The sequence below is a fragment of the Streptomyces sp. NPDC107498 genome (assembly GCF_055582805.1).
In genome coordinates this window covers 1-22,864 of the sequence record NZ_JBVJPE010000013.1, presented here as the reverse complement: position 1 = coordinate 22,864, position 22,864 = coordinate 1, and the positions used below count along the sequence as shown (strand labels likewise).

18 protein-coding genes and 3 tRNA genes are annotated in these 22,864 nt (G+C 73.4%); 11 read left to right on the top strand and 10 right to left on the bottom strand.

Features of this window, described 5'->3' with window-relative positions; genetic code table 11:
• Positions 1 to 17: 17 nt before the first annotated feature.
• Positions 18 to 1,037, bottom strand: a complete 1,020-nt coding sequence (locus ACZ66Z_RS22675; RefSeq protein ID WP_469936643.1) for an NADP-dependent oxidoreductase — start codon at positions 1,035 to 1,037, stop codon at positions 18 to 20.
• Positions 1,038 to 1,142: 105 nt separating this feature from the next.
• Between ACZ66Z_RS22675 and ACZ66Z_RS22670 the strand changes: the two genes are divergently transcribed.
• The gene (locus ACZ66Z_RS22670) at positions 1,143 to 1,577 is read left to right on the top strand and encodes a MarR family winged helix-turn-helix transcriptional regulator (RefSeq protein ID WP_469936641.1); all 435 of its coding nucleotides are present in this window, start codon (positions 1,143 to 1,145) and stop codon (positions 1,575 to 1,577) included.
• A gap of 80 nt (positions 1,578 to 1,657) precedes the next feature.
• Here the strand turns inward: ACZ66Z_RS22670 and ACZ66Z_RS22665 are convergent, their stop codons facing one another.
• Positions 1,658 to 2,659 (bottom strand): SCO2400 family protein, encoded by a 1,002-nt coding sequence (locus ACZ66Z_RS22665; protein WP_469936639.1) that lies wholly within the window; start codon positions 2,657 to 2,659, stop codon positions 1,658 to 1,660.
• Between the two features lie 286 nt (positions 2,660 to 2,945).
• Here ACZ66Z_RS22665 and mreB point away from each other — a divergent pair, with 286 nt between their 5' ends.
• From mreB to ACZ66Z_RS22645, 4 genes are all read left to right on the top strand, one after another.
• Positions 2,946 to 4,007, top strand: coding sequence for a rod shape-determining protein MreB (gene mreB, locus ACZ66Z_RS22660; RefSeq protein ID WP_469936637.1), 1,062 nt, complete (start codon positions 2,946 to 2,948; stop codon positions 4,005 to 4,007).
• A 48-nt stretch (positions 4,008 to 4,055) separates the two neighbouring features.
• Complete coding sequence (locus tag ACZ66Z_RS22655) at positions 4,056 to 5,705, top strand: GAF domain-containing protein (protein ID WP_469937003.1); 1,650 nt, start codon at positions 4,056 to 4,058, stop codon at positions 5,703 to 5,705.
• A 60-nt stretch (positions 5,706 to 5,765) separates the two neighbouring features.
• Positions 5,766 to 7,001, top strand: a complete 1,236-nt coding sequence (locus ACZ66Z_RS22650) for an MFS transporter (RefSeq protein WP_469936635.1) — start codon at positions 5,766 to 5,768, stop codon at positions 6,999 to 7,001.
• Positions 7,002 to 7,337: 336 nt separating this feature from the next.
• Positions 7,338 to 8,810: an acyl-CoA synthetase gene (locus ACZ66Z_RS22645; RefSeq protein WP_469936633.1), complete on the top strand. Its 1,473-nt coding sequence runs from the start codon at positions 7,338 to 7,340 to the stop codon at positions 8,808 to 8,810.
• Between the two features lie 87 nt (positions 8,811 to 8,897).
• Here the strand turns inward: ACZ66Z_RS22645 and ACZ66Z_RS22640 are convergent, their stop codons facing one another.
• The 4 genes from ACZ66Z_RS22640 to ACZ66Z_RS22625 form a co-directional block, all read right to left on the bottom strand.
• Positions 8,898 to 12,587: a S8 family serine peptidase gene (locus tag ACZ66Z_RS22640; RefSeq protein WP_469936631.1), complete on the bottom strand. Its 3,690-nt coding sequence runs from the start codon at positions 12,585 to 12,587 to the stop codon at positions 8,898 to 8,900.
• Positions 12,588 to 12,741: 154 nt separating this feature from the next.
• Positions 12,742 to 14,007: an MFS transporter gene (locus ACZ66Z_RS22635; protein WP_469936629.1), complete on the bottom strand. Its 1,266-nt coding sequence runs from the start codon at positions 14,005 to 14,007 to the stop codon at positions 12,742 to 12,744.
• Positions 14,004 to 14,468 (bottom strand): GNAT family N-acetyltransferase, encoded by a 465-nt coding sequence (locus tag ACZ66Z_RS22630; protein ID WP_469936627.1) that lies wholly within the window; start codon positions 14,466 to 14,468, stop codon positions 14,004 to 14,006. The genes ACZ66Z_RS22635 and ACZ66Z_RS22630 overlap by 4 nt, the downstream gene beginning before the upstream one ends.
• 185 nt (positions 14,469 to 14,653) lie before the next feature.
• Positions 14,654 to 15,151, bottom strand: coding sequence for a MarR family winged helix-turn-helix transcriptional regulator (locus tag ACZ66Z_RS22625; protein ID WP_469936625.1), 498 nt, complete (start codon positions 15,149 to 15,151; stop codon positions 14,654 to 14,656).
• An 89-nt stretch (positions 15,152 to 15,240) separates the two neighbouring features.
• Here ACZ66Z_RS22625 and ACZ66Z_RS22620 point away from each other — a divergent pair, with 89 nt between their 5' ends.
• The 3 genes from ACZ66Z_RS22620 (at position 15,241) to ACZ66Z_RS22610 (ending at position 18,320) form a co-directional block, all read left to right on the top strand.
• Positions 15,241 to 15,657, top strand: coding sequence for an organic hydroperoxide resistance protein (locus ACZ66Z_RS22620; protein WP_190156536.1), 417 nt, complete (start codon positions 15,241 to 15,243; stop codon positions 15,655 to 15,657).
• A gap of 240 nt (positions 15,658 to 15,897) precedes the next feature.
• Complete coding sequence (locus ACZ66Z_RS22615) at positions 15,898 to 17,952, top strand: phosphocholine-specific phospholipase C (protein WP_469936623.1); 2,055 nt, start codon at positions 15,898 to 15,900, stop codon at positions 17,950 to 17,952.
• A gap of 134 nt (positions 17,953 to 18,086) precedes the next feature.
• Positions 18,087 to 18,320, top strand: coding sequence for a hypothetical protein (locus tag ACZ66Z_RS22610; protein ID WP_469936621.1), 234 nt, complete (start codon positions 18,087 to 18,089; stop codon positions 18,318 to 18,320).
• A gap of 17 nt (positions 18,321 to 18,337) precedes the next feature.
• On the opposite strand, the gene ACZ66Z_RS22605 is transcribed toward ACZ66Z_RS22610, so the two are convergent.
• From ACZ66Z_RS22605 to ACZ66Z_RS22590, 4 genes are all read right to left on the bottom strand, one after another.
• Complete coding sequence (locus ACZ66Z_RS22605; protein ID WP_469936619.1) at positions 18,338 to 18,802, bottom strand: hypothetical protein; 465 nt, start codon at positions 18,800 to 18,802, stop codon at positions 18,338 to 18,340.
• Positions 18,803 to 19,364: 562 nt separating this feature from the next.
• Positions 19,365 to 19,441: transfer RNA gene (locus tag ACZ66Z_RS22600), tRNA-Ile, on the bottom strand.
• Between the two features lie 166 nt (positions 19,442 to 19,607).
• Positions 19,608 to 19,680 (bottom strand) — tRNA-Asn (locus ACZ66Z_RS22595).
• Between the two features lie 5 nt (positions 19,681 to 19,685).
• A tRNA-Asn gene (locus ACZ66Z_RS22590) sits at positions 19,686 to 19,758 on the bottom strand.
• Between the two features lie 136 nt (positions 19,759 to 19,894).
• On the opposite strand from ACZ66Z_RS22590, the gene ACZ66Z_RS22585 reads away from it, so the two are divergent.
• The 3 genes from ACZ66Z_RS22585 to ACZ66Z_RS22575 form a co-directional block, all read left to right on the top strand.
• On the top strand, positions 19,895 to 20,206 hold the full coding sequence (locus ACZ66Z_RS22585) for a YtxH domain-containing protein (RefSeq protein WP_469936617.1): 312 nt from the start codon (positions 19,895 to 19,897) through the stop codon (positions 20,204 to 20,206).
• Positions 20,207 to 20,235: 29 nt separating this feature from the next.
• A complete protein-coding gene (locus ACZ66Z_RS22580; RefSeq protein WP_469936615.1) occupies positions 20,236 to 21,675 on the top strand; it encodes an FGGY family carbohydrate kinase in 1,440 nt (479 codons plus the stop codon).
• A gap of 75 nt (positions 21,676 to 21,750) precedes the next feature.
• Positions 21,751 to 22,864, top strand: a 1,114-nt coding sequence (locus tag ACZ66Z_RS22575; protein ID WP_469936613.1) for an ABC transporter permease, incomplete at its 3' end; no start/stop codon positions are given.

Sequence of the window (22,864 nt, the reverse complement as noted above, 5' to 3'; positions counted from 1 at the left end):
CGGCGGCTGAGGGAAGACTAGCGGGTCGCCGAGACGATCATCTTTCCGGTGTTGTCGCCGCGGAGCAGTCCGAGGAAGGCGTCCACGCCGTTCTCGATGCCCTCGACGAAGGTCTCGCGGTGCTTCAGCTCGCCCGAGGCGAGCCAGCCGCCGACCTCCTGGACGAACTGGTTCTGCAGGCCATAGTGGTCGCCGACGAGGACGCCCTGGAGCCGCAGCCGCTTGCCGATGATCATCGCCATGTTGCGCGGGCCCGGGACCGGCTCGGTGTCGTTGTACTGGGCGATCATGCCGCAGATGGTGGCGCGGCCGTGCACGTTGAGCGAGGAGATCGCGGCTTCGAGGTGGTCCCCGCCGACGTTGTCGAAGTAGACGTCGATGCCGTCCGGGGCGGCCTCGCGGAGCTGGTCCTTGACCGGGCCGTTCTTGTAGTTGAAGGCCGCGTCGAAGCCGAGCTCCTCGACGAGGAACTTGACCTTCTCGTCGGAGCCGGCGGAGCCGATGACCCGGGAGGCGCCCCTGAGCCTCGCCATCTGGCCGACCTGGCTGCCGACGGCGCCGGCCGCGCCGGAGACGAAGACGGCGTCGCCCTCCTTGAAGGAGGCGACCTCGAAGAGGCCGGCGTAGGCCGTGAGGCCGGTCATGCCGAGCACGCCGAGGTAGGCGGAGAGGGGGGCGAGCGCCGGGTCGACCTTGGTGGCGTGCTGGGCCGGGACGTCGGCGTACTCGCGCCAGCCGAGGCCGTGCAGGACGTGGTCGCCGACGGCGAAGCCCTCGGCGTTGGACGCCACGACCTCGCCGACGGCCCCGCCGTCCATCGGGTGGTCGAGCTTGAAGGGCGGGACGTACGACTTCACGTCGTTCATCCGGCCGCGCATGTACGGGTCGACGGAGAAGTGCAGGTTGCGCACGAGGATGCGGCCCTCGGCGGGCTCGACGACCGGGGTCTCGCGCAGGGCGAAGTCCGCCGGAACGGGCCAGCCGTGCGGACGGGCGACGAGGTGCCACTCACGGCTGGACGCGGGAAGAACGGACATGAGTACGGCCTCCAGAAAAGCTTATGATCACAAAAGGTTTACTACCTCAAACAACCATGCTCCTAGATATTTCATGTTGTCAAGCATCTGGATAGACTGATGCCCATGGCCACCTCACGCACGGACCCCCTGACCCTCGAAGTCGTCGAGCTGATCGGCACGGTCGTGGCGCGCTACTACGAGGAGTACGAGCAGGCGGCCGCGCAGCACGCGCTGACCGGCGCCCAGGCCCGCGTCCTCGGCCTGCTCTCGCTCGACCCGCTGCCGATGCGCCGCATCGCCCGGAAGCTCAAGTGCGAGCCCTCCAACGTCACCGGGATCGTCGACCGCCTGGAGGCCCGCGGCCTGGTCGAGCGCCGGCCCGACCCGGACGACCGGCGGGTCAAGCTGGCCGTCCCCACGGACGAGGGCCGGGACACCGCCCGCCGGCTGCGCGAGTCCCTGGACTTCGCGCGCGAACCCCTCGGCGAACTGACCGAGACCGAGCGGACCCTGCTCCGGGACCTGCTCAAGCGGATGCTGGGCGCGGACGCGGCGTAGGACCGGAACCCCGGACGCACCACCGCGCGGCCGGGAACCGGGCCTCGGACGGCACCCTTACACGGCCGGGAACCGGGGCCTCAGACGCACCACCAGAGGAAGCGGGTGCACGTGGGGGTCGGGTCGGGCGTCGGGGCCCGGGTCGGCGTGGGGCCCGCGGTCGAGGGCGTCGGCCCGGTGGGCGTCCCCGGACCGCCCGGCGTCGGGCCGTCCGCCGTCGCGGAGGCGGTGGGCGCGGCGGTCGTGGCGGTCGGGGAGGGCGGGCCGGTGGTCGTCGGCGCGGAGGTCGGGGCCCCGCCGCCCCCCTGACCGGTGCCGTCACCGGCCCCCGTGCCCACGCCCGTGCCGGGGCGCGACCCCGGCCCCGTCCCCGTACCGGAGCCCGGGCCGGAGCCCGTGGCCGTGCCGGGTCCCGGTCCCGATTCCGCGCTCACCTGGCGGGGGTGCGCGGAGACGGAGCCCGGCGCGTCCGTCGCCGGGGCCGGGTGGGACCCGTCCGGCGGCTCGGTGGTCTCGACGGGCTCCGGCGACAGCGGGGTCTCGGTGACCTCCAGCTCCTCCACCGCGACGGCCGAACCGTCGGGCGGCGGCGGCTCCAGGGCGAGCTTCGCCAGGGTCAGCGACCCGGCCGCGAGGAGGAGCCCCATCGTCCCCACGAGGACCGTACGACCCCGGCGCGAGCGCGATCGCCTCCCCCGCCGCGCGGCCGAGCGGTCCCGGGCGGCGCGGTCCTGCGCGGCGGCACGGGCGGCGCGGCGCCCGCCGGGGGCCGGACGGGGCGGCTCCAGGACGTCCAGTTCGTAGACGTGCTCGGGCGCGGGCCGGTCCGGCTCGTCGCGGGACGGCCCGCCGTCGGACGGCTCGCCGTGGAACGCGGGCCGGTCGGGCTCGCCGTGGAACGCGGGCCGCTCCGGCTCGCCGTACACCGCGAGCCGGTCGGGCTCGCCGTACGGCACGGTCCGGTCCGGGGTGGGGACCGGTGTGCGGGGGGTCTCGTACCGCAGCTCCTCCACCGGCGTCCCGCACCCGGCACAGGCGAGGGCCCCGTTGAGATGCCGCCGGCACGCGTGGCAGTAGTCCATGGGGCCCGCAGGCTATGCGGCCCGGTACGGCGGCAGGTAGGCACGAACGTGAGGATCCTGTGTGGAAACCGCAGGTCGACGGCGGCGCGCCGTGATTCTCCCGCTTCGGGAAGGATCGCCTCCGGACCTCCCTCACCGGGAGTGGGCGCCCCGCCACGGCGCGCACGCGGGGCCCCGGGCGGCGCAGCCCAGCGCGCGCCGCGCCCCGGAGGGCCCGACGATGCGAACAGGACCGCGAATCGCGACCCCCTCGCCCGTGCCAGCACCGCACTCCGGAGGATCAGCCGTGACCGTCAGCCTTGATCAGCTGCGCCGTTGCCATGTCGCCGTCGACCTGGGTGCCGCCCGCACCCGGGTCTTCGTCAAGGGCGCCGGACTCGTCGTCGACGAGCCCAGCGTCGCCGCCGTCAACACCCGTACCGGAGCGCTGATCGCCGTCGGCGCCCTCGCCGAGAAGATGACCGGCCGCACCCCCGACTACATCCGCGTCGTACGCCCGGTCTCGGGCGGCACGGTCGTCGACATCGAGATGGCGCAGCGGATGCTCCGCCACCTCCTCGGCGAGAAGCTGCGCAGACAGCTGCGCCGCAAGCCCCGGCTGCGCGCGGCCGCCTGCACCCCGCACGACAGCGATCCGCTCGCACAGCGCGCCGCCGTGGAGACCCTCGTCGGTCTCGGGGCGCGCCGGGTCGAGCTGGTCGACACCCTGATCGCGGCGGCCGTCGGCTGCGGGCTCCCCGTCGAGCAGCCGACCGCGACCATGATCCTGGTGTGCGGGGCGGCGACCACACAGGTCGCGGTGCTCTCGCTCGGCGCGATCGTCACGGCGGAGCGGATGCCCGTCGGCGGCGACGCCATCGACCACGCCGTCATCCAGCACCTGCGCCACCACCACGAGCTGATGCTGCCGAGCCAGTCGGTGCGCCCGCTGCAGCTGGCCCTCAGCGGCAACGGCCTGACCACGCAGGGGCCCGCCTGGACGGAGATCCACGGCCGGGACGTCGCCACCGGCCTGGCGCGGTCGGTGACCGTCGACACCGCCGCCGTACGGGACGCGATCCACACCCCGCTGACGGCGGTCCTCGACGGCATCGGGAAGGTGCTGCGGGACTGCCCGCCGGACCTGGTGGCCGACCTCGCCGACCGCGGGATCATGATGGTGGGCGGCAGCGCCCTGCTGCCGGGCCTCGACCAGATGCTGCGGGAGGCGACCGGGATGCCGGTGCACATCGCCGAACGGCCGGACGTGTGCGCGGTCCTGGGGCTCGGCGCGATGCTGGAGGGCAAGGTCCAGCCGATGGTCCTGGACCCGCTGGCGGAGCGGGACCCGCTCGCCGACGAGGAGTGAACCGTCCCGGTCAAGGATGGTTCGTACGACGATGAGACCGTGACGATCATGAACGAGGACGCGGAGGGCCCGGGCGCGGGAGACCCGGGCGCGGGAGACGCAGACACGGGAGACGCAGGCGCGGGAGACGCAGGCGCGGGAGACGCGGGCGCGGGAGAAGCGGACACGGAGGGCCCGGACGCGGGAGAAGCGGACGCGGACTCGCCCCGCCTGCCCCTGCTGCTCGAAGCGGTCCTCGGCGTCGGCACGGACCTCGACCTCCGCACCACCCTCCAGCACATCGTGGACTCCGCGACCGAGCTGATCGGTGCCCGCTACGGGGCGCTCGGGGTCGTCGACCCCGAGCGCCACCGCCTCACCGAGCTCTTCACCTCCGGCATGACCGACGAGGAGCGCCGGCGGATCGGCCGCCTCCCCGACGGCCGCACCGGACTGCTCGGCGTCCTCGTCCAGGACCCGCGGCCGCTGCGGCTCGACGACCTGACGGCCGACCCGCGCTCCTCCGGCGTCCCCGAGGGCCACCCGGAGATGCGCGGCTTCCTCGGCGTCCCGATCCGGGTCCACACCGAGGTCTTCGGCAACCTGTACCTCACCGAGAAGCACGCGGGCCCCTTCACCGAGCAGGACCTCGCCCTGCTCCGGGTCCTCGCCTCCCAGGCGGGGATCGCCATCGGCAACGCCCGTCTGTACGAGACGGCCCGGCAGCGGGAACGCTGGATCGAGGGCGCGGCCGCGGTGACCACGGCCCTGCTCACCGGCGCCACCGCCGAGAACGCCCTGACGACCGTCGCCGAGCGGGCCCGCGTCCTCGCCGGCGCCTCGGCCGGCGTGGTCCTCCAGCCCACCGAGGAGGGCGGGATGGAGATCGTCGCCGCCTCCACCCACGACGACCCGGGCGACCTGGTCGGCACGACGATCGCGCCCGGCTCCCCCGTCCTGGTCCAACTCCTCGGCGGGGAGCCCGTCTTCGTCGAGGACTCGGCGACCGATCCGCGGATGACCACGCACGTCCGGTCCCGTTTCGGCCCGTCGATGATGCTGCCGCTGCAGAGCGGCGGGAAGCTCATCGGCACCCTCGCCCTGCCCCGGCGGCGCGGCGGCCGGCCGTACTCGGCGGTGGAACGGCTGCTCGCCTCGCAGTTCGCCTCGCAGGCGGCGCTCGCGCTGGTCCTCGCGGACGCGCGGCACGACCGGGAGCGGCTGGCCGTCTTCGAGGACCGCGACCGGATCGCCCGGGACCTGCACGACCTGGTGGTGCAGCGGCTGTTCGCCACCGAGATGATGCTGGAGTCGACGCGGCGGCGGGCGGGCGGCTCCTCCGACGAGGACGAACTGCTCGGCCGGGCCGTGGACGAACTGGACTCGACGATCCAGGAGGTCCGGACGACCATCTTCGCCCTCCAGCAGCCGCCCGCGGACGCGCCGGCCTCCTTCCGGGGACGGGTGCTGCGCGAGACCGGCGGGGCCGCGGTCCCGCTCGGCTTCCAGCCGTCCGTGCACTTCACCGGCGCGGTCGACACGCTCGTCGACGAGGAGACGGCGGACAGGCTCCTCGCCGCGCTGCGCGGGGCGCTCGCCGCGGCGCACCGGCGGCCGGAGGTCGGCGCGATCACGGTCGAGGTCTCGGCCGGGAACGACGGCGCCCGGCTGCGCGTCGAGGACGACGGCACGCCGCCGACCACGGTGACCTGGCCCTGAGGGGCCCCGTACGGCCCAATCCGGCGCGCCGGACCCCTCCCCCGGATCTTGACTGGAGGGGTGACCACCGAGACCGAGCCCCCCACAGCGGCGGCCTACCGCAACCTGGTGACGGCCACCGTCGGCTTCACGCTCACCTTCTGGGCGTGGGACCTGATCGCACCGATCGCGAGCTGGTACGGCGACCGGCTCCGTCTCAGCTCCTTCCAGCAGTCCCTGCTCGTCGCGGTGCCCGTCCTGGTCGGCTCGGTCGGCCGCATCCCGGCCGGGGCGCTGACCGACAGGTACGGGGCGAAGCTGATGTTCCCGCTGGTCTCGGCGCTGACGACCGTCCCGGTGCTGCTCCTGATCGTCGTCAAGGACAGCTACGGCCTGCTGTTGGTCGTCGGCTTCCTCCTCGGCCTCGGCGGCACGACGTTCGCCATCGGCATCCCGCTCGTCAACTCCTGGTTCCCGCCCGCCAAGCGCGGTCTCGCGCTCGGGGTGTTCGGCATGGGCATGGGCGGCGTCGCGCTCTCCGGCTACTTCACGCCCTGGATCGCCGAGCACGGCGAGAACCTGCCGTTCGTCGTGGTCGCGATCGCGCTGGCTGCGTACGCGGTGCTCGCGGCGTTCCTCATCACGGACCGCCCGGACCGCCCGGTCCCCACCGCCTCCCTGGCCGGTCGCCTGGGTTCGGCGGCACGGCTGCGGGTGACGTGGGAGCTGTCGGCGCTGTACGCGATCGGGTTCGGCGGCATCGTCGCGTTCGGCGTCTACCTGCCGACGTACCTGAAGACCTGGTACGAGCTCGGTCCGACGGACGCGGGCACCAAGGCGGCCGGGTTCGCCCTGGTGACGGTCGTCTTCCGCCCCGTCGGCGGCTGGCTCTCGGACCGGGTCCACCCGGCGCTCGTCACGGCCGTCGCGCTCGGGGTCGTCGCCCTGCTCGCCGTCGTCCAGGCCTTCGACCCACCGCTGAACCCCGGCGGCACCGTCGCCCTGCTCGTCATGGCGGCCGGGCTCGGCACGGCGAGCGGCTCCGTCTTCGCCCTGGTCTCCCAGGTCACCCCGCAGGCGAAGGTCGGCAGCGTGACCGGCATCGTCGGCGCGACGGGCGGACTCGGCGGGTTCCTGCCGCCGTTGGTGATGGGCGCGATCTACAGCGCGAAGGGCTCGTACTCGATCGGCTTCATGCTGCTGTCGGACCTGGCGCTGGCGGGGTGCGTGTACGCGTACGGTCGGATGCGGGGGATCCGACCGGACGGCGAGGCGCCGACCCCCCACCCGACGAAACTGACCGCCACCAGTCCTTGAGGACACCGCGCTTCCGCGCCGGGCGGTGCGGGCCGCGCCCGGCAGGGGGCGGTGCCCCGGCCCACCCCCCCCGTGTGGGCAATCGTCCCGCAGGGCGGGACGGGTGGGCACACGGGACGGCGCGCTCCAGCGGCGCCTCCGCGTTCCGCGCCTGGACCCGCACCACCTTGCGCGATGCACCTCGGGTGCGGGTCAGGGCGCGGGAGCCCGGGCCCGGCAAGGGGCGCCGTTCCGTTGTGCCCATCACAGGGGCCCGGCAGGCGCAGCCCGTAGCGCGGGCGCGGCAGAATGCGGCGCGTAACCCCTCGCCCTCGACCAACCCGAGGAGTACGACCGGTGAGTGCGCTCTTCCCCGACATCGAACGCGCGGCCCCGCCCGACGACCGCCCCGCCCTGCGCGTCGGCCCCGACGCCCTGACGTACGCCGAACTGGCCCGCGCCGCCGGCGCCCTCGCCGGACGGATCGGACGGATCGGCCGGGCCGGCGGCGCGGGCCGGGTCGCCGTCTGGGCGACCCCCACCGCCCGCACGGCCGTCGCCGTGGTCGCCGCCCTGCTCGCCGGCGTGCCGGCCGTACCGCTCAATCCGCGCACCGGAGAGCGGGAGTTGGCGCACATCCTCGGCGACAGCACGCCGGACCTGGTGCTCGCGGGCCCCGGGGACGAGCTGCCGACGGGGCTCGCGGCGCTCCCCCGGGTCGACGTGGAGCTCACCGGCCCGCCCGGGCCCCCCACCACCGCCCCCGTCGATCCCGAGGCGACCGCGCTCGTCGTCTACACCTCCGGCACCACCGGCCCCCCGAAGGGCGTCCTCCTCTCGCGCCGCGCGGTCGCCGCCTCCCTGGACGCGCTGGCCGAGGCCTGGTCGTGGACGGCGGACGACGTCCTGGTGCACGCGCTGCCGCTGTTCCACGTGCACGGGCTGGTCCTCGGGATCCTGGGCCCGTTGCGGCGCGGCGGCGAGGTCCGGCACCTGGGGGCCTTCTCCGTGGAGGGCGTCGGGCGGGAGCTGGGCAGCGGCGGGACCGTGCTCTTCGGCGTGCCGACGATGTACCACCGGATCGCGGACGCGCTGGACGGGGACGACCGCCTCGCGCAGGCGCTGGCGGGCGCCCGGCTCCTCGTCTCCGGTTCGGCGGCGCTGCCGGTGCACGACCACGAGCGGATCGCGGCGGCGACGGGCCGGACGGTCGTGGAGCGGTACGGGATGAGCGAGACGCTCATGAACACCAGCGTGCGCCCGGGCGGCGAACCCCGCCCGGGAACGGTGGGGACGCCGCTCGCGGGGGTGGACCTGCGTCTGGTGGACGAGGACGGCTCCGTCCTGGAGGAGCGCGACGGGGAGACGGTCGGCGAGGTGCAGGTGCGCGGCCCGAACCTCTTCTCCGGCTATCTGAACCGGCCGGACGCGACGGCCGCGGCCTTCGACGGCGACTGGTTCCGCACCGGCGACATGGCGGTCCGCGAGGCGGACGGCGGGGTGCGTCTGGTGGGCCGGAAGGCGACGGACCTGATCAAGAGCGGCGGCTACAAGATCGGGGCGGGCGAGATCGAGAACGCGCTCCTCGACCACCCGGGCGTCCGGGAGGCGGCCGTCACGGGCGAGCCGGACCCCGACCTGGGCGAGCGGATCGTGGCCTGGGTGGTGCCGCAGGACGGGAAGGAGCCGCCGGCGGAGGCGGAGCTCGCCGACCACGTGGCGGGGCTGCTCGCGCCGCACAAGCGCCCCCGGGTGGTGCGCTACCTGGACGCGCTGCCCCGCAACGACATGGGCAAGGTCCTGAAGAAGGCGCTGCCGGTGTCCGGTTGAGCGGACGGTGGCCGGGTCCCTCCCGGGGCCCCGGCCACGCCGTTGCTTCTGCTCGGCTCCTCCCTCTTCGTTCCTCTCCCTTCGCCCCTACCTCTTCACTCCTACCGCGCGGATCAGCTCCTGGCTCACAGAGCCTCCCCGGTCGTCGCTCGCCCCGGCCCGCAGCGACACCGACCCCGCGCCGGACGGGATCCGGAGTTCGCCGGTCCAGGCGGCGCCGCGCGAGGACTTCGCGAGCGCGACCTTCGTCCAGGTCGTGCCCTCGTCGTAGGAGACCTCCAGGGTGCCGGTGCCGATGGTGCCGGTGTCGGCGGCGCCCTTCACGTACGCGGCGGAGATGCCGACGGGCAGCCGGCTCCCGGCGCGGACGTCGCCGTGGAGGTCGGTGTCCACGTCGAAGCCGAGGTTGAGCATCGGCAGGTAGGTGACGCGGTCGTCGGGGGTCTCGGCGGAGCGGAAGGTCCACTCGCTGTGGCCCTCGGTGCCGAGCCGCCAGCGGTCCGCGTCGAGGGCGGTGTCGGTGACGACCCTGTACGAGGCCTCCGCCGCCGGGGCGTCCCAGGCGTAGGCGCCGGAGCTCGTCCTGCGGTCGACGCGGACGCCGTCCACGTACACCTCGGTGTACTGGGTCATCGTGTCGTCGCTCCACACGTTGCCGAAGCCGGTGTGGTCGGTGCCGGAGTCGCCCCAGCCGGGGGTGTTGAAGCGGAGGTCGTTGCCGGTGCGCTGCTGGCCCCAGCCGAGGCCGGTGCCGAGCCACGGGTGCCAGACGGGGCCGAACCAGTCGAGGTCCGTGCGGCTGCCGCCCCGGTAGACGGACTGGCCGCCGCGCTCCTCCAGGGACTCGCCGAGGTCGACGGACTCGTGCCAGCGCTGGCCGGTGCCGGTGGAGACGTACTCGGTGCGCTCGGCCGGGAAGGCGATCCGCTCCTTGAAGCCGAAGCCGATCGGGAAGGCGTCGGTGAGCGAGTACCGGAACTCGCCGCCGAGTTCCCTCCTCCTGGTCGGCATGCGGAACGTGGAGCGGACCGTGGCGAGTTCGTCCCGGTCGGGCCGGAAGACGAGGTCCTTCCCGATGGCGCCGGGGTGCCCCTCGGAGAGGTCGTAGGTGTACGGGGTGAAGCGGGTGCCGGTCAGGTCGACGCGCAGGCCCCGGGCGGCACCGGCGGCGAGCCGGTCGGCGTCGGCGGTGTTCACGGTGGCGACGGGGAGCGGCCGGTCCTGGTAGTCGGCGGTGCCGAACCACTCCATCAGCCGGCCGGGCCGGTCGTCGGTGACGAACAGGGCCCGGGCGCCCGCGTCCTGGGCGGTCTGGGCGAGCAGCGCCGGGTCGGCGCCCTCGGTGAGCCGGACGAGAACGGCCTTGCCGGCGGCGTTCTTGCCCGTGTACTCGGCGGGGGTGCCGGTGCCCGCGTCGACGAGGCCGAGGCGGTGGCGGCCTTCGAGGAGGGTCGCGCCGGCCTGCGGGGTGGCGTCGGAGAGGCGGACGCCGCCGACGCCCGCCTCCAGGAGCGGCTTGCCGAGGCGCCAGACGGTCCGGTACTCGAAGGTGCCGGTGGCGGGCTTCCGGGTGGGTGCGGCGAAGATCGAGTCGTAGGCCGCGGGAACCTGGACGGCTCCGCCGTAGGAGGCGCCGTTCGCCTTGCGGTCGAACTCCATGAGGAGCTGGCGGGTCTCGGTCCGCTTCTCGACCTCGGCGCGGATCTCGCGCAGCCGCCGCCCGTCGAGGGTGATCTCGCGGTCGCGGTCGAGGACGATCTCGGGCTCGGTGAGGAAGCCGAGGCCGAGGGAGTCCTCGCCGTGGGAGCCGCGCACGTCGAGGAAGGTGTCGACGGTGTACGTGCCGGGCCGGAGGCGCAGTTCGAGGGTGCCGGACTCGCCGACGGCGGCCGGGAAGGGGTCCGCGTCCTCGGCGAGCTGCTGGACGCCCAGGTGGGCGGGGACGGGGGCGCCGTCGCGGTCCTTGACGTGGACGGTGAGGGTGTGGCGCTCCTCCTCCTTCACCAGGCCGAGGGCTGTGTGCGCGACGGGCGCGCCGCCGGCGGTGGCGGTGATCCGGCCGGAGGACCGCCCGACGGGCGCCTCGGTGCCGTCGCCGGTGACGGTGGTGGAGGCGGAGCCGTGGGCGGGAACGGTGAGGGCGGTGTCGGCGAGGGTGGCGACCCCGGTGGGCATGCCCTCGACGGCGAGGTCCAACTCGACCGGGGTGTCGGAGGAGTTGGTGTAGGTGACGGTCCGGGTGACCGGCTTGTCCGCCTCGTAGGGCCAGGAGGTGAAGCCGAGGTCGGCGGAGCCGGTGGCGGTGACGTTCGCGGCGATCGCGGCGGCCACGTCGACCCGGCCGGCGCCGAGCTCGTACGCGCCGGCGTCGAGGGTCTTCGACGAGGACATCAGCGCGTCCTTGAGCCGGGTGCCGGTCCAGTCGGGGTGCTCCTCGGCGAGCAGCGCGGCGACGCCGGCGACGTGCGGGGTCGCCATGGAGGTGCCGCTCATGGTCGTGTAGGGGCCGCTGCCGGGGACGAGCCGGGAGCGGGCGGCGAGGATGTCCACGCCGGGCGCGGACACGTCGGGCTTGAGGGCCTGGTCGCCGTGGCGGGGGCCCTGGCTGGTGAAGTAGGCGGCCCGGTCGGCGGAGTCGACGGCGCCGACGGTGAGCGCGGAGTCGGCGGCGCCGGGCGAGCCGATGGAGCCGGGGGAGCCGGTGTTTCCGGCGGCGACGACGAAGAGGGCGCCGGTCTCGGCGGAGAGCGCGTCGACGGCCTGGGCCATCGGGTCGGTGCCGTCGCTGGGTTCGGCGGAGCCGAGGCTCATCGAGACGATCTTCGCGTCGACGTCCTCGGCGGCCCACTCCATGCCCGCGATGATCTGCGACTCGGTGCCGGAGCCCTCGTCGCTGAGGACCTTGCCGACGGCGAGGGTGGCGCCGGGGGCGACGCCCTTCTCCTCACCGCCGCTCGCGGCGCCGGAGCCGCCGACGGTGGAGGTGACGTGGGTGCCGTGGCCGCCCCGGTCGGCGACCTCCTGGCCCTCGATGAAGGACCTGGTCTCGGCGATCCGGCCCGTGAGGTCGGGGTGGCCGAGGTCGGCGCCGGTGTCGAGGACGGCGACCTTGACGCCCTTGCCGGTGAGTCCGGCCTCCCAGGCCTTCGGGGTGCCGATCTGGGCGTTGGACTCGGCCATGGCCGCCTCGACCCGGCCGTCGAGCCAGACCTTGCCGGGGGTCGCGGTGCGGGCGGCCCGGGTGCCGCGTGCGGTGAAGTCCTGCCAGAAGGCGGTGGGGTCGGTGGCGGTGACGGCGGCGCCGCCGATGCTGGGCAGGGCGCGGACGGTCTCGGTGCCGCGCGGGGCGGCGGCGCGGGCGCTCTTCCCGCCGTACGTGACGATCAGCGGGAGCTCGCCGGTGATGCCCTGCTCGACGAGGCCGGTGACGTCGAAGAGGCGCGGGTCGAGCGCGCCGGAGGCCAGGTAGGGGCGGGCCTCGTCGGGGACGACGGTGACGCGGCCGTTCGACGTCCGGCTGCGTACCGCGCCGGTGGCGCCCTTCGCCCGGTCGACGGTGACGGTCCTGCTCCCGTCGCCGAGGTCGGTGAGGGTGACGCGGTCGCCGGTGACGAGGGTGACGGTGTGGCTCGTCGCCGACGGCCCGAAGGTGTCCGGCAGGGCGGGGGCGGGGTGCGCGGCGGCGGCGGTCTGCCCGGCCGAGAGCATCGCGAGGGAGAGGCCCGCGGCGAGCAGCACGGCCCTTCCTCTGTCGAAGGGTGCGGTCCTCGACGTCATCGTTCGAACTCCTCGCGGACCCGGGGTCGGGGGTGTGTTCCGGGTGCCGCGAGGAGTCTTGGCCCGTGGGGCGGGAGTTGACCCCCGTCGCTCCTGGCGGTTATGTGCCGTGGCGGCCAACCGCCAGTCGGGCGGGGGGCGTTCGGGGAGGGGGTCAGGGGGCCGGGTCGTGGGCGTCGTAGCGGCGGAAGCCGCGCCCGTACAGGGCGAGGAGGCCGATCGCGACGACGCAGGCGATCCCGCCGCCGGTGACGGCGACCGCCGGCGAGGTGAGGTCCGCGACGGAGCCGGCGAGGAAGTCGCCGAGGCGGGGCCCGCCCGCGACGACCACGATGAAGACGCCCTGGAGCCGGCCGCGCATCTCGTCCGGGGCGGCGACCTGCATCATCGTGTTCCGGAAGATCATCGAGACGGTGTCGGAGTAGCCGGCGAGGGCGAGCATGAGGAGCCCGAGCCAGAGGTTCCGGGTCAGCCCGAAGAGGGCGATGGCGGTGCCCCAGGAGGCGACGGCGAGCAGGATCGCCTGCCCGTGGTGGCGGATGCGGCCCTGCCAGCCGGAGAGGACCCCGCCGAGGAGCGCCCCGAACGCGGGCGCGGCCACCAGGAGGCCCGTGGTCCTCGCGTCGCCGCCGTACCAGAGGACGGCGACGGCGGGGAACAGGGCGCGGGGATGGGCGAGGATCATCGCGCAGAAGTCCGAGAAGAACGTCATGCGCAGGTTGGGACGGGTGGCGAGGAAGCGGAGCCCGTCGAGGACCGAGGCCCGCTTGCCCCCCGTCCGTTCCGGCAGCATGGACGGCAGCCGCCACATCGCGTACAGGCTCGCGGTGAACGCGACGGCGTCCACGAGGTACGCGGTCTGGTAGCCGGCGAACCCGACGATCAGTCCGCCGAGGCTGGGCCCGACGAGGGTGCCGAAGGTGGTGACCATCGAGTTGAGCGCGTTGGCGGCGCGCAGCTGCTCGGGCGGCAGGAGCCGGGGGATCATCGAGGAGCGGGCGGGCGCGTTGAGCGCGGCGCACACGGCCTGGAGGGCGACGATCGCGTACAGGAACCCGACGTGGTGGAAGCCGGCGAACGCGGCCGTGGCCAGGGCGATGGAGAGCACGGCGGAGCCGCTCGCACTGGCGAGGCCGAGCTTGCGGCGGTCGACGGTGTCGGCGACGGCCCCGCCGTACAGGCCGAAGACGACCAGCGGGACGAGGGCGAAGAGGCCGACGAGCCCGACGGAGAAGGGCGAGCGGGTGATGTCGTACACCTGAAGGGAGACGGCGAGGGCCGTCATGCCCTGTCCGACCCAGGAGACGGTGTTCCCGAACCAGAGGCGGCGGTAGTGCGCGGAGGTGCGCAGCGGGGTGAGGTCGGCGAAGACCTTGCGGCGGTCCCGCTCCCGCTCCCGGGTGTCCTGGGCGGCGGTCACGCGACGTCGTACCGCAGCTCGGGGCGCTCCCAGTGGATGCGGCCGGCGGGCGGCACGGTGCCGGTGCGGACGGCGCCGGTCCGCAGGTAGAACTCCTCGGCCGGCGGATGCGCGACGACCCGCACGGAGCCGAGCCCGGCGGCCCTGGCCTGCCCGGTCATGTGCTCCATGAGGAGCCGGCCTATGCCGAGTCCCTGGGCGGCGTCGGCGACGAACGCGAGGTCGAGCTCGGCCTCGTCGACGAGGAGGGCGTAGAACCCGAGCACCCGGCCGCCGTCCTCGTCGCCGTCGCCCTCGTCGACGGCGACGAAGACGGGATGGTGCTCGATGTACGGACCGCCGACCTGGTACCCCTCGACCATGGCGGCGTAGTCGCCCCGGTAGGCCTTCGAGGTGCGGACGAGCCGGGTGAGCCGCTTGGAGTCGTCGGCGGTGGCGCGCCGGATGGTGATGTCGGACATGGAGCGAGTATAGGGGCGGATGCGGTCGATGATCCTTACCATCCGATGAACGGGCACCGGGCCCCCGCCCGCACCCAAGTGGCGGCTCCCGCCCGTGAAGGCGGGCGCGGCGCCGGTGGCGCGTCAGCCGTCGGTGACACGTCAGTCAGCCGTCGGTGACGCGTCAGTCAGTCGTCGGTGACGCGTCAGTCGTCGGCGGCGCAGGGCACGAGGCCGTCCGGGTCGAGGGAGTCGAGCCGGGCGGCCAGCGCGTCGAGGCGCTCCCGCAGCTCGACGATCTCGTCGATGTCCAGGCCGGTGGCGGTGGCGATCCGGCGCGGCACGCCGAGGGCCTTCTCGCGCAGGGCGGTCCCCTCGCCGGTGAGGCGGACGGTGACGGACCGCTCGTCCTCGGGGCTGCGGCGGCGCTCGACGTGCCCGGCCGCCTCCAGGCGCTTGAGCAGCGGCGACAGGGTTCCGGAGTCGAGCCGCAGGCGCTCGCCGATCCCCTTCACGGGCAGCTCCCCGTGCTCCCAGAGCACGAGCATGACGAGGTACTGGGGGTAGGTCAGGCCCAGCTCCTTGAGCGCGCTCCGGTAGACGCCGTTGAAGGCGCGGGTGGCGGCGTGCAGGGAGAAGCAGATCTGGTTGTCGAGCCGGAGGAAGTCCTCGTCCATGGAGCCCAGGATACGGGAGATGCGCATCACACGCGATTAAGTTGTGCACAACTTAATCGTGCCCTAACAATATAAGGGCAGCCCGACACGATCCCTTCGAGGAACGGAAGAACCCCATGGACGCGATCTACACCGCCGTCGCCACCGCCAACGGCCGCGAGGGCCGCGCCGTCAGCTCCGACGGCCGGCTCGACCTCCCCCTCGCCCACCCGGAGGCCCTCGGCGGCAACGGTCAGGGCACCAACCCGGAGCAGCTCTTCGCCGCCGGGTACGCGGCCTGCTTCGCCAGCGCCATGGGCGTGGTCGCGCGCCAGGAGCGGATCGACGTCTCCGAGGCCTCCGTCACCGCCGAGGTCTCCATCGGCAAGGACCCGGCGGACGGCGGCTTCGGCCTCGCGGTCGTGATGCGCGCCGAGTTCCCCGAGCACCTCCAGGGCGAGGCGGGCCTCGCCCTCCTGAAGAAGACGCACGCCTTCTGCCCCTACTCGAAGGCCACCCGCGGAAACATCGAGGTCGAGCTCGTCGTCGAGTAGTTTTCTGTTGGTTCCCGCACGCCCCTGGTGGTCATCGACCCACCAGGGGCGTTCGGTTGTGAGTTTTCACGTTCGGGCACGGGGGGTTCGCCCGCCGTACGACGGGCAGTCATGGGACGGCCGCCCGGCGGTGGTCCACGGGCGCTCTCCTTGGGGCGCCCGTCGACCGGTCCGCCCGGTCGCACCGCACCCGCACCCGCGCCCGCACCGTCGTACTCACACCGGAGGAGAACTCCCCCCATGGCCGACCTCAATCGCCGCCGGTTCCTGCAGCTGACCGGCGGCGCCGCCGCGTTCACGATGCTCTCGGAGAGCATCGCCCGCGCCGCCGCGATCCCGGCGCAGGGCGCCACCGGCACGATCCAGGACATCGAGCACATCGTGGTCCTGATGCAGGAGAACCGTTCCTTCGACCACTACTTCGGGGCGATGAAGGGCGTACGGGGCTTCGGCGACCCGCGCCCGGTGACCCTGCCCAGCGGGAAGTCGGTCTGGAACCAGTCGGACGGCAGCAAGGTCACGCTCCCCTTCCGGCCGACCAGCGACAAGCTGGGCATGGAGTACCTCCAGGGCCTCAACCACGACTGGGCGGGCGGCCAGAGCGCCTTCAACAAGGGCAGGTACGACAACTGGATACCGGCCAAGACCAAGGCCACGATGGCGCACCTCACCCGCGAGGACATCCCCTTCCACTACGCGCTCGCCGACGCGTTCACCATCTGCGACGCGTACCACTGCTCGTTCATCGGCGCCACCGACCCGAACCGCTACTACATGTGGACCGGGTACGTCGGCAACGACGGCACGGGCGGCGGCCCCGTCCTGAACAACGCCGAGGCGGGCTACGGCTGGACCACCTACCCCGAGCGCCTGGAGACGGCGGGGGTCTCCTGGAAGATCTACCAGGACGTCGGCGACGGCCTGAACGCGGCCGGCTCCTGGGGCTGGATCAGCGACGCCTTCCGCGGCAACTACGGCGACAACTCCCTCCTCTACTTCAACAACTACCGCAACGCCCAGCCGGGCAACCCGCTCTACGACAAGGCCCGCACGGGCACGAACGCCAAGGCGGGCGAGGGCTTCTTCGACGTCCTGCGCGCCGACGTGCAGGGCGGCCGGCTGCCGCAGATCTCCTGGATCGCGGCTCCGGAGGCCTTCTCGGAGCACGCCAACTGGCCGGCCAACTACGGCGCCTGGTACATCTCGCAGGTCCTGGACGCGCTGACCTCGAACCCGGACGTGTGGGCCCGTACCGCCCTGTTCATCACGTACGACGAGAACGACGGCTTCTTCGACCACGTGGTCCCGCCGTACGCCCCGGGCTCGGCGGCGCAGGGCCTGTCGACGGCCCCGACCGCCCTCGACCACTTCGGGGGCAGGACGGGTTACGTGGCCGGCCCCTACGGCCTCGGCCCCCGGGTCCCGATGATCGTCGTCTCCCCCTGGTCGAAGGGCGGCTACACCTGCTCGGAGACCTTCGACCACACCTCGGTCATCCGCTTCATGGAGAGCCGCTTCGGGGTGCGCGAGCCCAACATCTCCCCGTGGCGCCGCGCGATCTGCGGCGACCTGACCTCGGCGTTCGACTTCACGCGCACGGACGCGCAGCCCGCCCCGCTCCCGCCGACGTCCGGCTACTACCCGCCGGACAGGAACCGCCACCCCGACTTCCCGGCCACCGCCCCGGCCGTCGGCACGATGCCCCGCCAGGAGCCGGGCGCCAAGCCGACCCGCCCGCTGAAGTACGCGCCGTACGTGGACGGCGCGGCGGACGTGACGGCGGGCACCTACCGCCTCACGTTCAGCGGAGGCCCCGCGGCCGGCGCCCAGTTCTACGTGACCTCGGCGAACCGCACGGACGCGCCGTGGACGTACACGGCGGAAGCGAACAAGTCGATCGCGGACACCTGGAACACCAAGTACAGCAAGGGCGTCACCGACCTCACGGTCCACGGCCCCAACGGCTTCCTCCGCCGCTTCCGCTCCCCCGGCAAGACGGCGGTCCCGGAGGTGACCGCCCGGCACGACGCGACGACCGGCCGCCTCGGCCTCACGTTCACCAACGCGGGCACCACCGCCACCGTGACCGTGACCGACTCCTACGGCGGCTCCCCCACGACCCTCTCGGTCGCCAAGGGCGCCACCGTCACCCACACCGTCGACGTCTCCGCCGCCCACCACTGGTACGACGTCACCGTCACGTCCTCCGCGAGCACGGAATACCTCCGCCGCCTCGCCGGACACGTGGAGACGGGCACGCCCAGCCAGTCGGACCCGGGCATCCTGACCTACTGACGCCGACGTCCGCCCCGGCACCGCCGCCCCGGTGCCGGGGCGGGCGCTCCTTCTGGGCGGTCCACGCGTACGCCAAACGGCACGGTGACGACGACGCCGACCATCTGGCGCAGAATCTGTGGCTGCGCCCCGCGGTGACCCTCGACACGGCGGAACGGCTCTACTTCCCGCCCGGGCAGGCCCGCGAGACGGTCCTGCCCCTCACGGAGCCCCCGCAGCGGTTCCGGTACCGGTACGAGGGTCTGCGCCTGCTCGCCGAGGCGAACGGCCGTATGTTCCTCATCCCGGAGAACTGGGCGGAGACGCACGGGAACGTGCTCGTCGTGCCGTCGAGCGACGCGGTCCGCATCGGTTTCCGCGCCGACTGAGGCCGCGTCGCGCCGCCCTACGCGGCGGGAAGCCGCAGGCCGTCGACCGTCCCCGGCGAGAGCGGCAGGCCCTTCGGGAGGCGCGGGACCGACAGGAAGAGTGCGTAAGCGGATTCGCCGGGGCCCAGTTCGAAGCGGTTGACCACCTTGCCGAGCGGGTTCCACGCCCGCCCGTCGGGCGTCCGGACGCCGACCGGCTGCCGGAACATCTCGGACGCCGTGTCGTCGAAGTCGACCCAGTGGGCTCGCGCCCGCCGGACGAGCACCTCGCCGACGTACGCCCCGAGCTCCTGGAGGACAGGTGCCACGCCGGCCGGGTCGCCGGCCCCCTGCCGCAGACCGTCCACCACGCGGTCGACGATGCGCAGGCTGGCCGCGGAGAAGTCGAGGGGGAGCCGCGTCCTCGCGGTCGTGCGGGTCACGAACGCGGAGGCGCGCCGGCTCATGTCGGCGGCCCGCAGCGTGCGGCTGACTCGGTCCATCGGTCCCACCCCTCGTGTATGGACCGGTGCGGTTCTCCCGGTCCCCTGATCTCCCGGGAGGACGGCGGGCTTTCCCCGTCCTCCCGTGAACCCAGCGGAAGCGGGCGTCGGATCATCACGGGTTCGCGCCGTGATCGGCGTCACACCCCTGGGCGGCGCCGCTCACGGCCGAGGTCGGGGTCGGCGGAAGCGCGCTCGCAGCGCCACGAGGAGGCGGGGGCTGGCTCTCCGCACACCGGAACGCTCCCGCTCGTCCACGGCTTTCCGTCCGTCCCCGGAGAGCGCCATCGGTCACCCCCGCCCGAGCCGGGTCGTCACGGGCGCGTCGCGACAAGACGGAGATTTCGACGCGGTGTGCGGCGTGTCACGCACGGGAGGCGGGGCCGTCGTGGAATCATCGTCCTGGATCCGCACCCGCGTTCCACCCGGAACCCCGGGTCGAGAAGGCCGGGGACCGGTGCGGCAGGCCGGGTGTGCCCGCCCCGCCTCACGGGCGAGGGGCGGGCGTTCTGCGCGAAAGCACCCCTCCAGGGGCGTTTTCACAGGTCAGAACGTTTTTCTGTGGTGGGGCGGGTGGGACTCGAACCCACGGCCGACGGATTATGAGTCCGCTGCTCTAACCGGCTGAGCTACCGCCCCGAACGGTGAGGCGCGTACATGTGTGCGCGCCGTCTGCCGCAGCATAGCCGCTCATACGATCTCCTGCTCCGGATGATCGGCTCTGCTCGACCATGAAGACCGCGCCGCGCTCCGGATGGTTCCCGGAGACGCGAAAAAGGACCCCGAAGGGTCCTCTTCCGTCTCGCTCCCCCGACTGGACTCGAACCAGTAACCCTCCGGTTAACAGCCGAATGCTCTGCCAATTGAGCTACAGGGGATCGCGCTCCCCCGACTGGACTCGAACCAGTAACCTGCCGGTTAACAGCCGGCTGCTCTGCCAATTGAGCTACAGGGGATTGCTGCGTTGCACCGATCGGATCCACCTCGACACCTGCCGGGCGGCGCTCGCTCGCTGCGAGACATACATTAGCGCAAGCAGGGGGGTGCTCCGCCAATCGGTATCCCCAGGGCCTCCAGGGAAGGATCGCAGCCGTGCGGTACAAGCTGACGTTCGTCGTGGGACTCGCCCTCGGTTTCGTGATCGGCACACGGGCCGGACGCGAACGCTACGAACAGATGAAGAAGTCCGCCAAGGAGTTCGCCGAGAACCCCGCCGTGCGGAACGCCGCCGAGACCGCCGCCCAGACCGGCCGCCAGGCCGCGGGCAAGGCGGTGCACCTCGTGGGCGACAAGGTCGGCGACCGACTGCCGACCTCCGTGACCGACCGGGTCCACGCCCTGCGGGGGCGTGGCATGGGCAACGGCAAGGTCGAGGAGGAGGACTGGGGCACCAGCAACACCTGAGCGCCCGGCGTGCGGCAGAATCATGTGTCATGGGGATAGTCGCCGGACTGGACAGCTCTGCGGAGTTCACACGCATCGTCGTCTGTGACACGGACACGGGTGCCGTGCTGCGGCAGGGGTACGCCGCGCATCCCGGTGAACCGAAGGCCGTCGACGTCGATCCGCAGACCTGGCTGCTCTCGCTCGGGGAGGCCGCCTCCGGCGGCCTCCTGGAGGGCGTGGAGGCCATCGGCGTCTCCGCGCAGCAGCACGGGCTCGTGCCGCTCGACGCGCAGGGCGGCCTGGTGCGGCCCGCGCTGGTCCGCAACGACAAGCGCGCGCAGGTCGCCGCCGCCGACCTCGTGGAGTCGCTGGGCGGACGGCAGGCCTGGGCCGAGGCCGTCGGCAGCGTGCCCGGCGCCGGGCAGCCGGTCGCCAAGCTGCGCTGGCTGGCCCGCGCGGAGCCCGAGAACGCCCAGCGGGTCGCCCTGGTCCTCCAGCCCCACGACTGGCTCGTCTGGCAGCTCCTCGGCCGTCCCGTCCGCCGCACCACCGACCGCGGTGCCGCCTCGGGGACCGGTTACTGGTCCGCGCGGACCGGGACCTACCGGCCCGACCTCGTCGAGCTGGCGCTCGGCCACCAGGCCGTGCTGCCCGAGGTCCTCGGGCCCTCCGAGGCCGCCGGGATCACTCCCGAGGGCCTCCTCGTCTCCGCCGGCACCGGCGAGACGATGGCCGCCGCGCTCGGCCTCGGTCTCGGCCCCGGCGACGCGGTGGTCTCGCTCGGCGCCTCCGGCTCCGTGATGGCCGTGCACCACGAGGCACTCGCCGACCCGAGCGGCATGATCACCTCCTTCGCCGACGCCACCGGCATGCACCTGCCCGTCGTCTCCACCTCCAACGCCGTGCGGGCGCTGCGCGGGACCGCCGAGATGCTGGGCCTGGAGTCGCTGGACGAGCTGTCGGCGCTGGCGCTGAAGTCGACGCCGGGTGCCTCGGGGCTCGTCCTGCTGCCCTATCTGGAGGGCGAGCGGACCCCGAACCTGCCGCACACGGCGGGCACGCTCAGCGGGCTGCGGCGCGAGTCGATGAAGCCCGAGCACCTGGCGCGGGCGGCGTTCGAGGGGATGCTCTGCGCGCTCACCGACGCCATGGACGTGCTGCGCGGGCGGGGCGTCGAGGTGCGGCGGGTCTTCCTGCTCGGCGCGGCGGCCGCCCTGCCGGCCGTGCAGGCCCTCGCGCCGGCGCTCTTCGGCGCGCAGGTCGTCGTCCCCCAGCCGGCCGACTACGCGGCGCTCGGCGCGGCCCGGCAGGCCGCCTGGGCGCTCGGGGCCGCGCGGGGCACGCTGTCCCCGTCCGCCCCCCCGCCGTGGCAGGGGGCGGTCGCGCAGATCCTGGAACCCGGCGACGACCTGTCGGCGGGACAGGCGGTGCGGCAGCAGTACGTGGCGACGCGGGAGCAGGTCCACCCGGGCGCGTTCGGTTCGTGAAGTCCTGCCCGGAGCTCCGCCCGCGCCCCGAAACCGAGTCGTAACGCTTCCGGGGTGCGGGCGATAGTAGGAGCCGTGCTCATAAGACTTCTCCGAACCCATCTGCGGCCCTATCGAAAACCCATCGCGCTGCTCGTCCTGCTGCAGTTCCTGCAGACCTGCGCGAGCCTCTACCTGCCGACCCTGAACGCCGACATCATCGACCGCGGTGTCGTCAACGGGGACACCGGCTACATCCTGCGCTTCGGCGCCCTGATGGTCGGCGTCTCCGTCGTCCAGGTCGTCTGCAACATCGGGGCCGTGTACTACGGCGCGCGGACCGCCTCGGCGCTCGGCCGTGACGTGCGCGGCGCGGTCTTCGACCGGGTGCAGTCCTTCTCCGCCCGGGAGCTCGGCCACTTCGGCGCTCCCTCGCTGATCACCCGTACGACCAACGACGTCCAGCAGGTCCAGATGCTGGTCCTGATGGGCTTCACCCTGATGGTCTCCGCGCCCATCATGTGCGTCGGCGGCATCGTGATGGCGCTCGGCCAGGACGTCCCCCTGTCGGGCGTGCTGCTCGCGGTGGTGCCGGTCCTCGGCGTCGCCGTCTCGCTGATCGTGCGGCGGATGCGGCCGCTCTTCCGGACCATGCAGGAGCGGCTCGACACGGTGAACCGGGTGCTGCGCGAGCAGATCACCGGCAACCGGGTCATCCGCGCCTTCGTGAAGGACGGGTACGAGGAGGAGCGCTTCCGCGGGTCCAACGGCGAGCTGACCGAGGTGTCGTTGGCGACCGGGCGGCTGATGGCGCTGATGTTCCCGACGGTGATGACCGTCGTGAACGTCTCCAGCGTGGCCGTGGTCTGGTTCGGCGCGCACCGCATCGACAGCGGCGGGATGGAGATCGGCGCGCTGACCGCCTTCCTCGCCTATCTGATGCAGATCGTGATGGCCGTGATGATGGCCACCTTCATGTTCATGATGGTGCCGCGCGCCGAGGTCTGCGCGGAGCGCATCGAGGAGGTCCTCGGCACGGAGACGAGCGTCGTGCCGCCGGCCGAGCCGGTGCGGACGCTCGACCGGCGCGGGCACCTGGAGGTCAGGAGCGCGGACTTCCGCTACCCGGGCGCGGAGGAGTCGGTCCTGAAGGACGTGGCGCTGGTCGCGCGTCCGGGTGAGACCACGGCGATCATCGGTTCGACGGGCA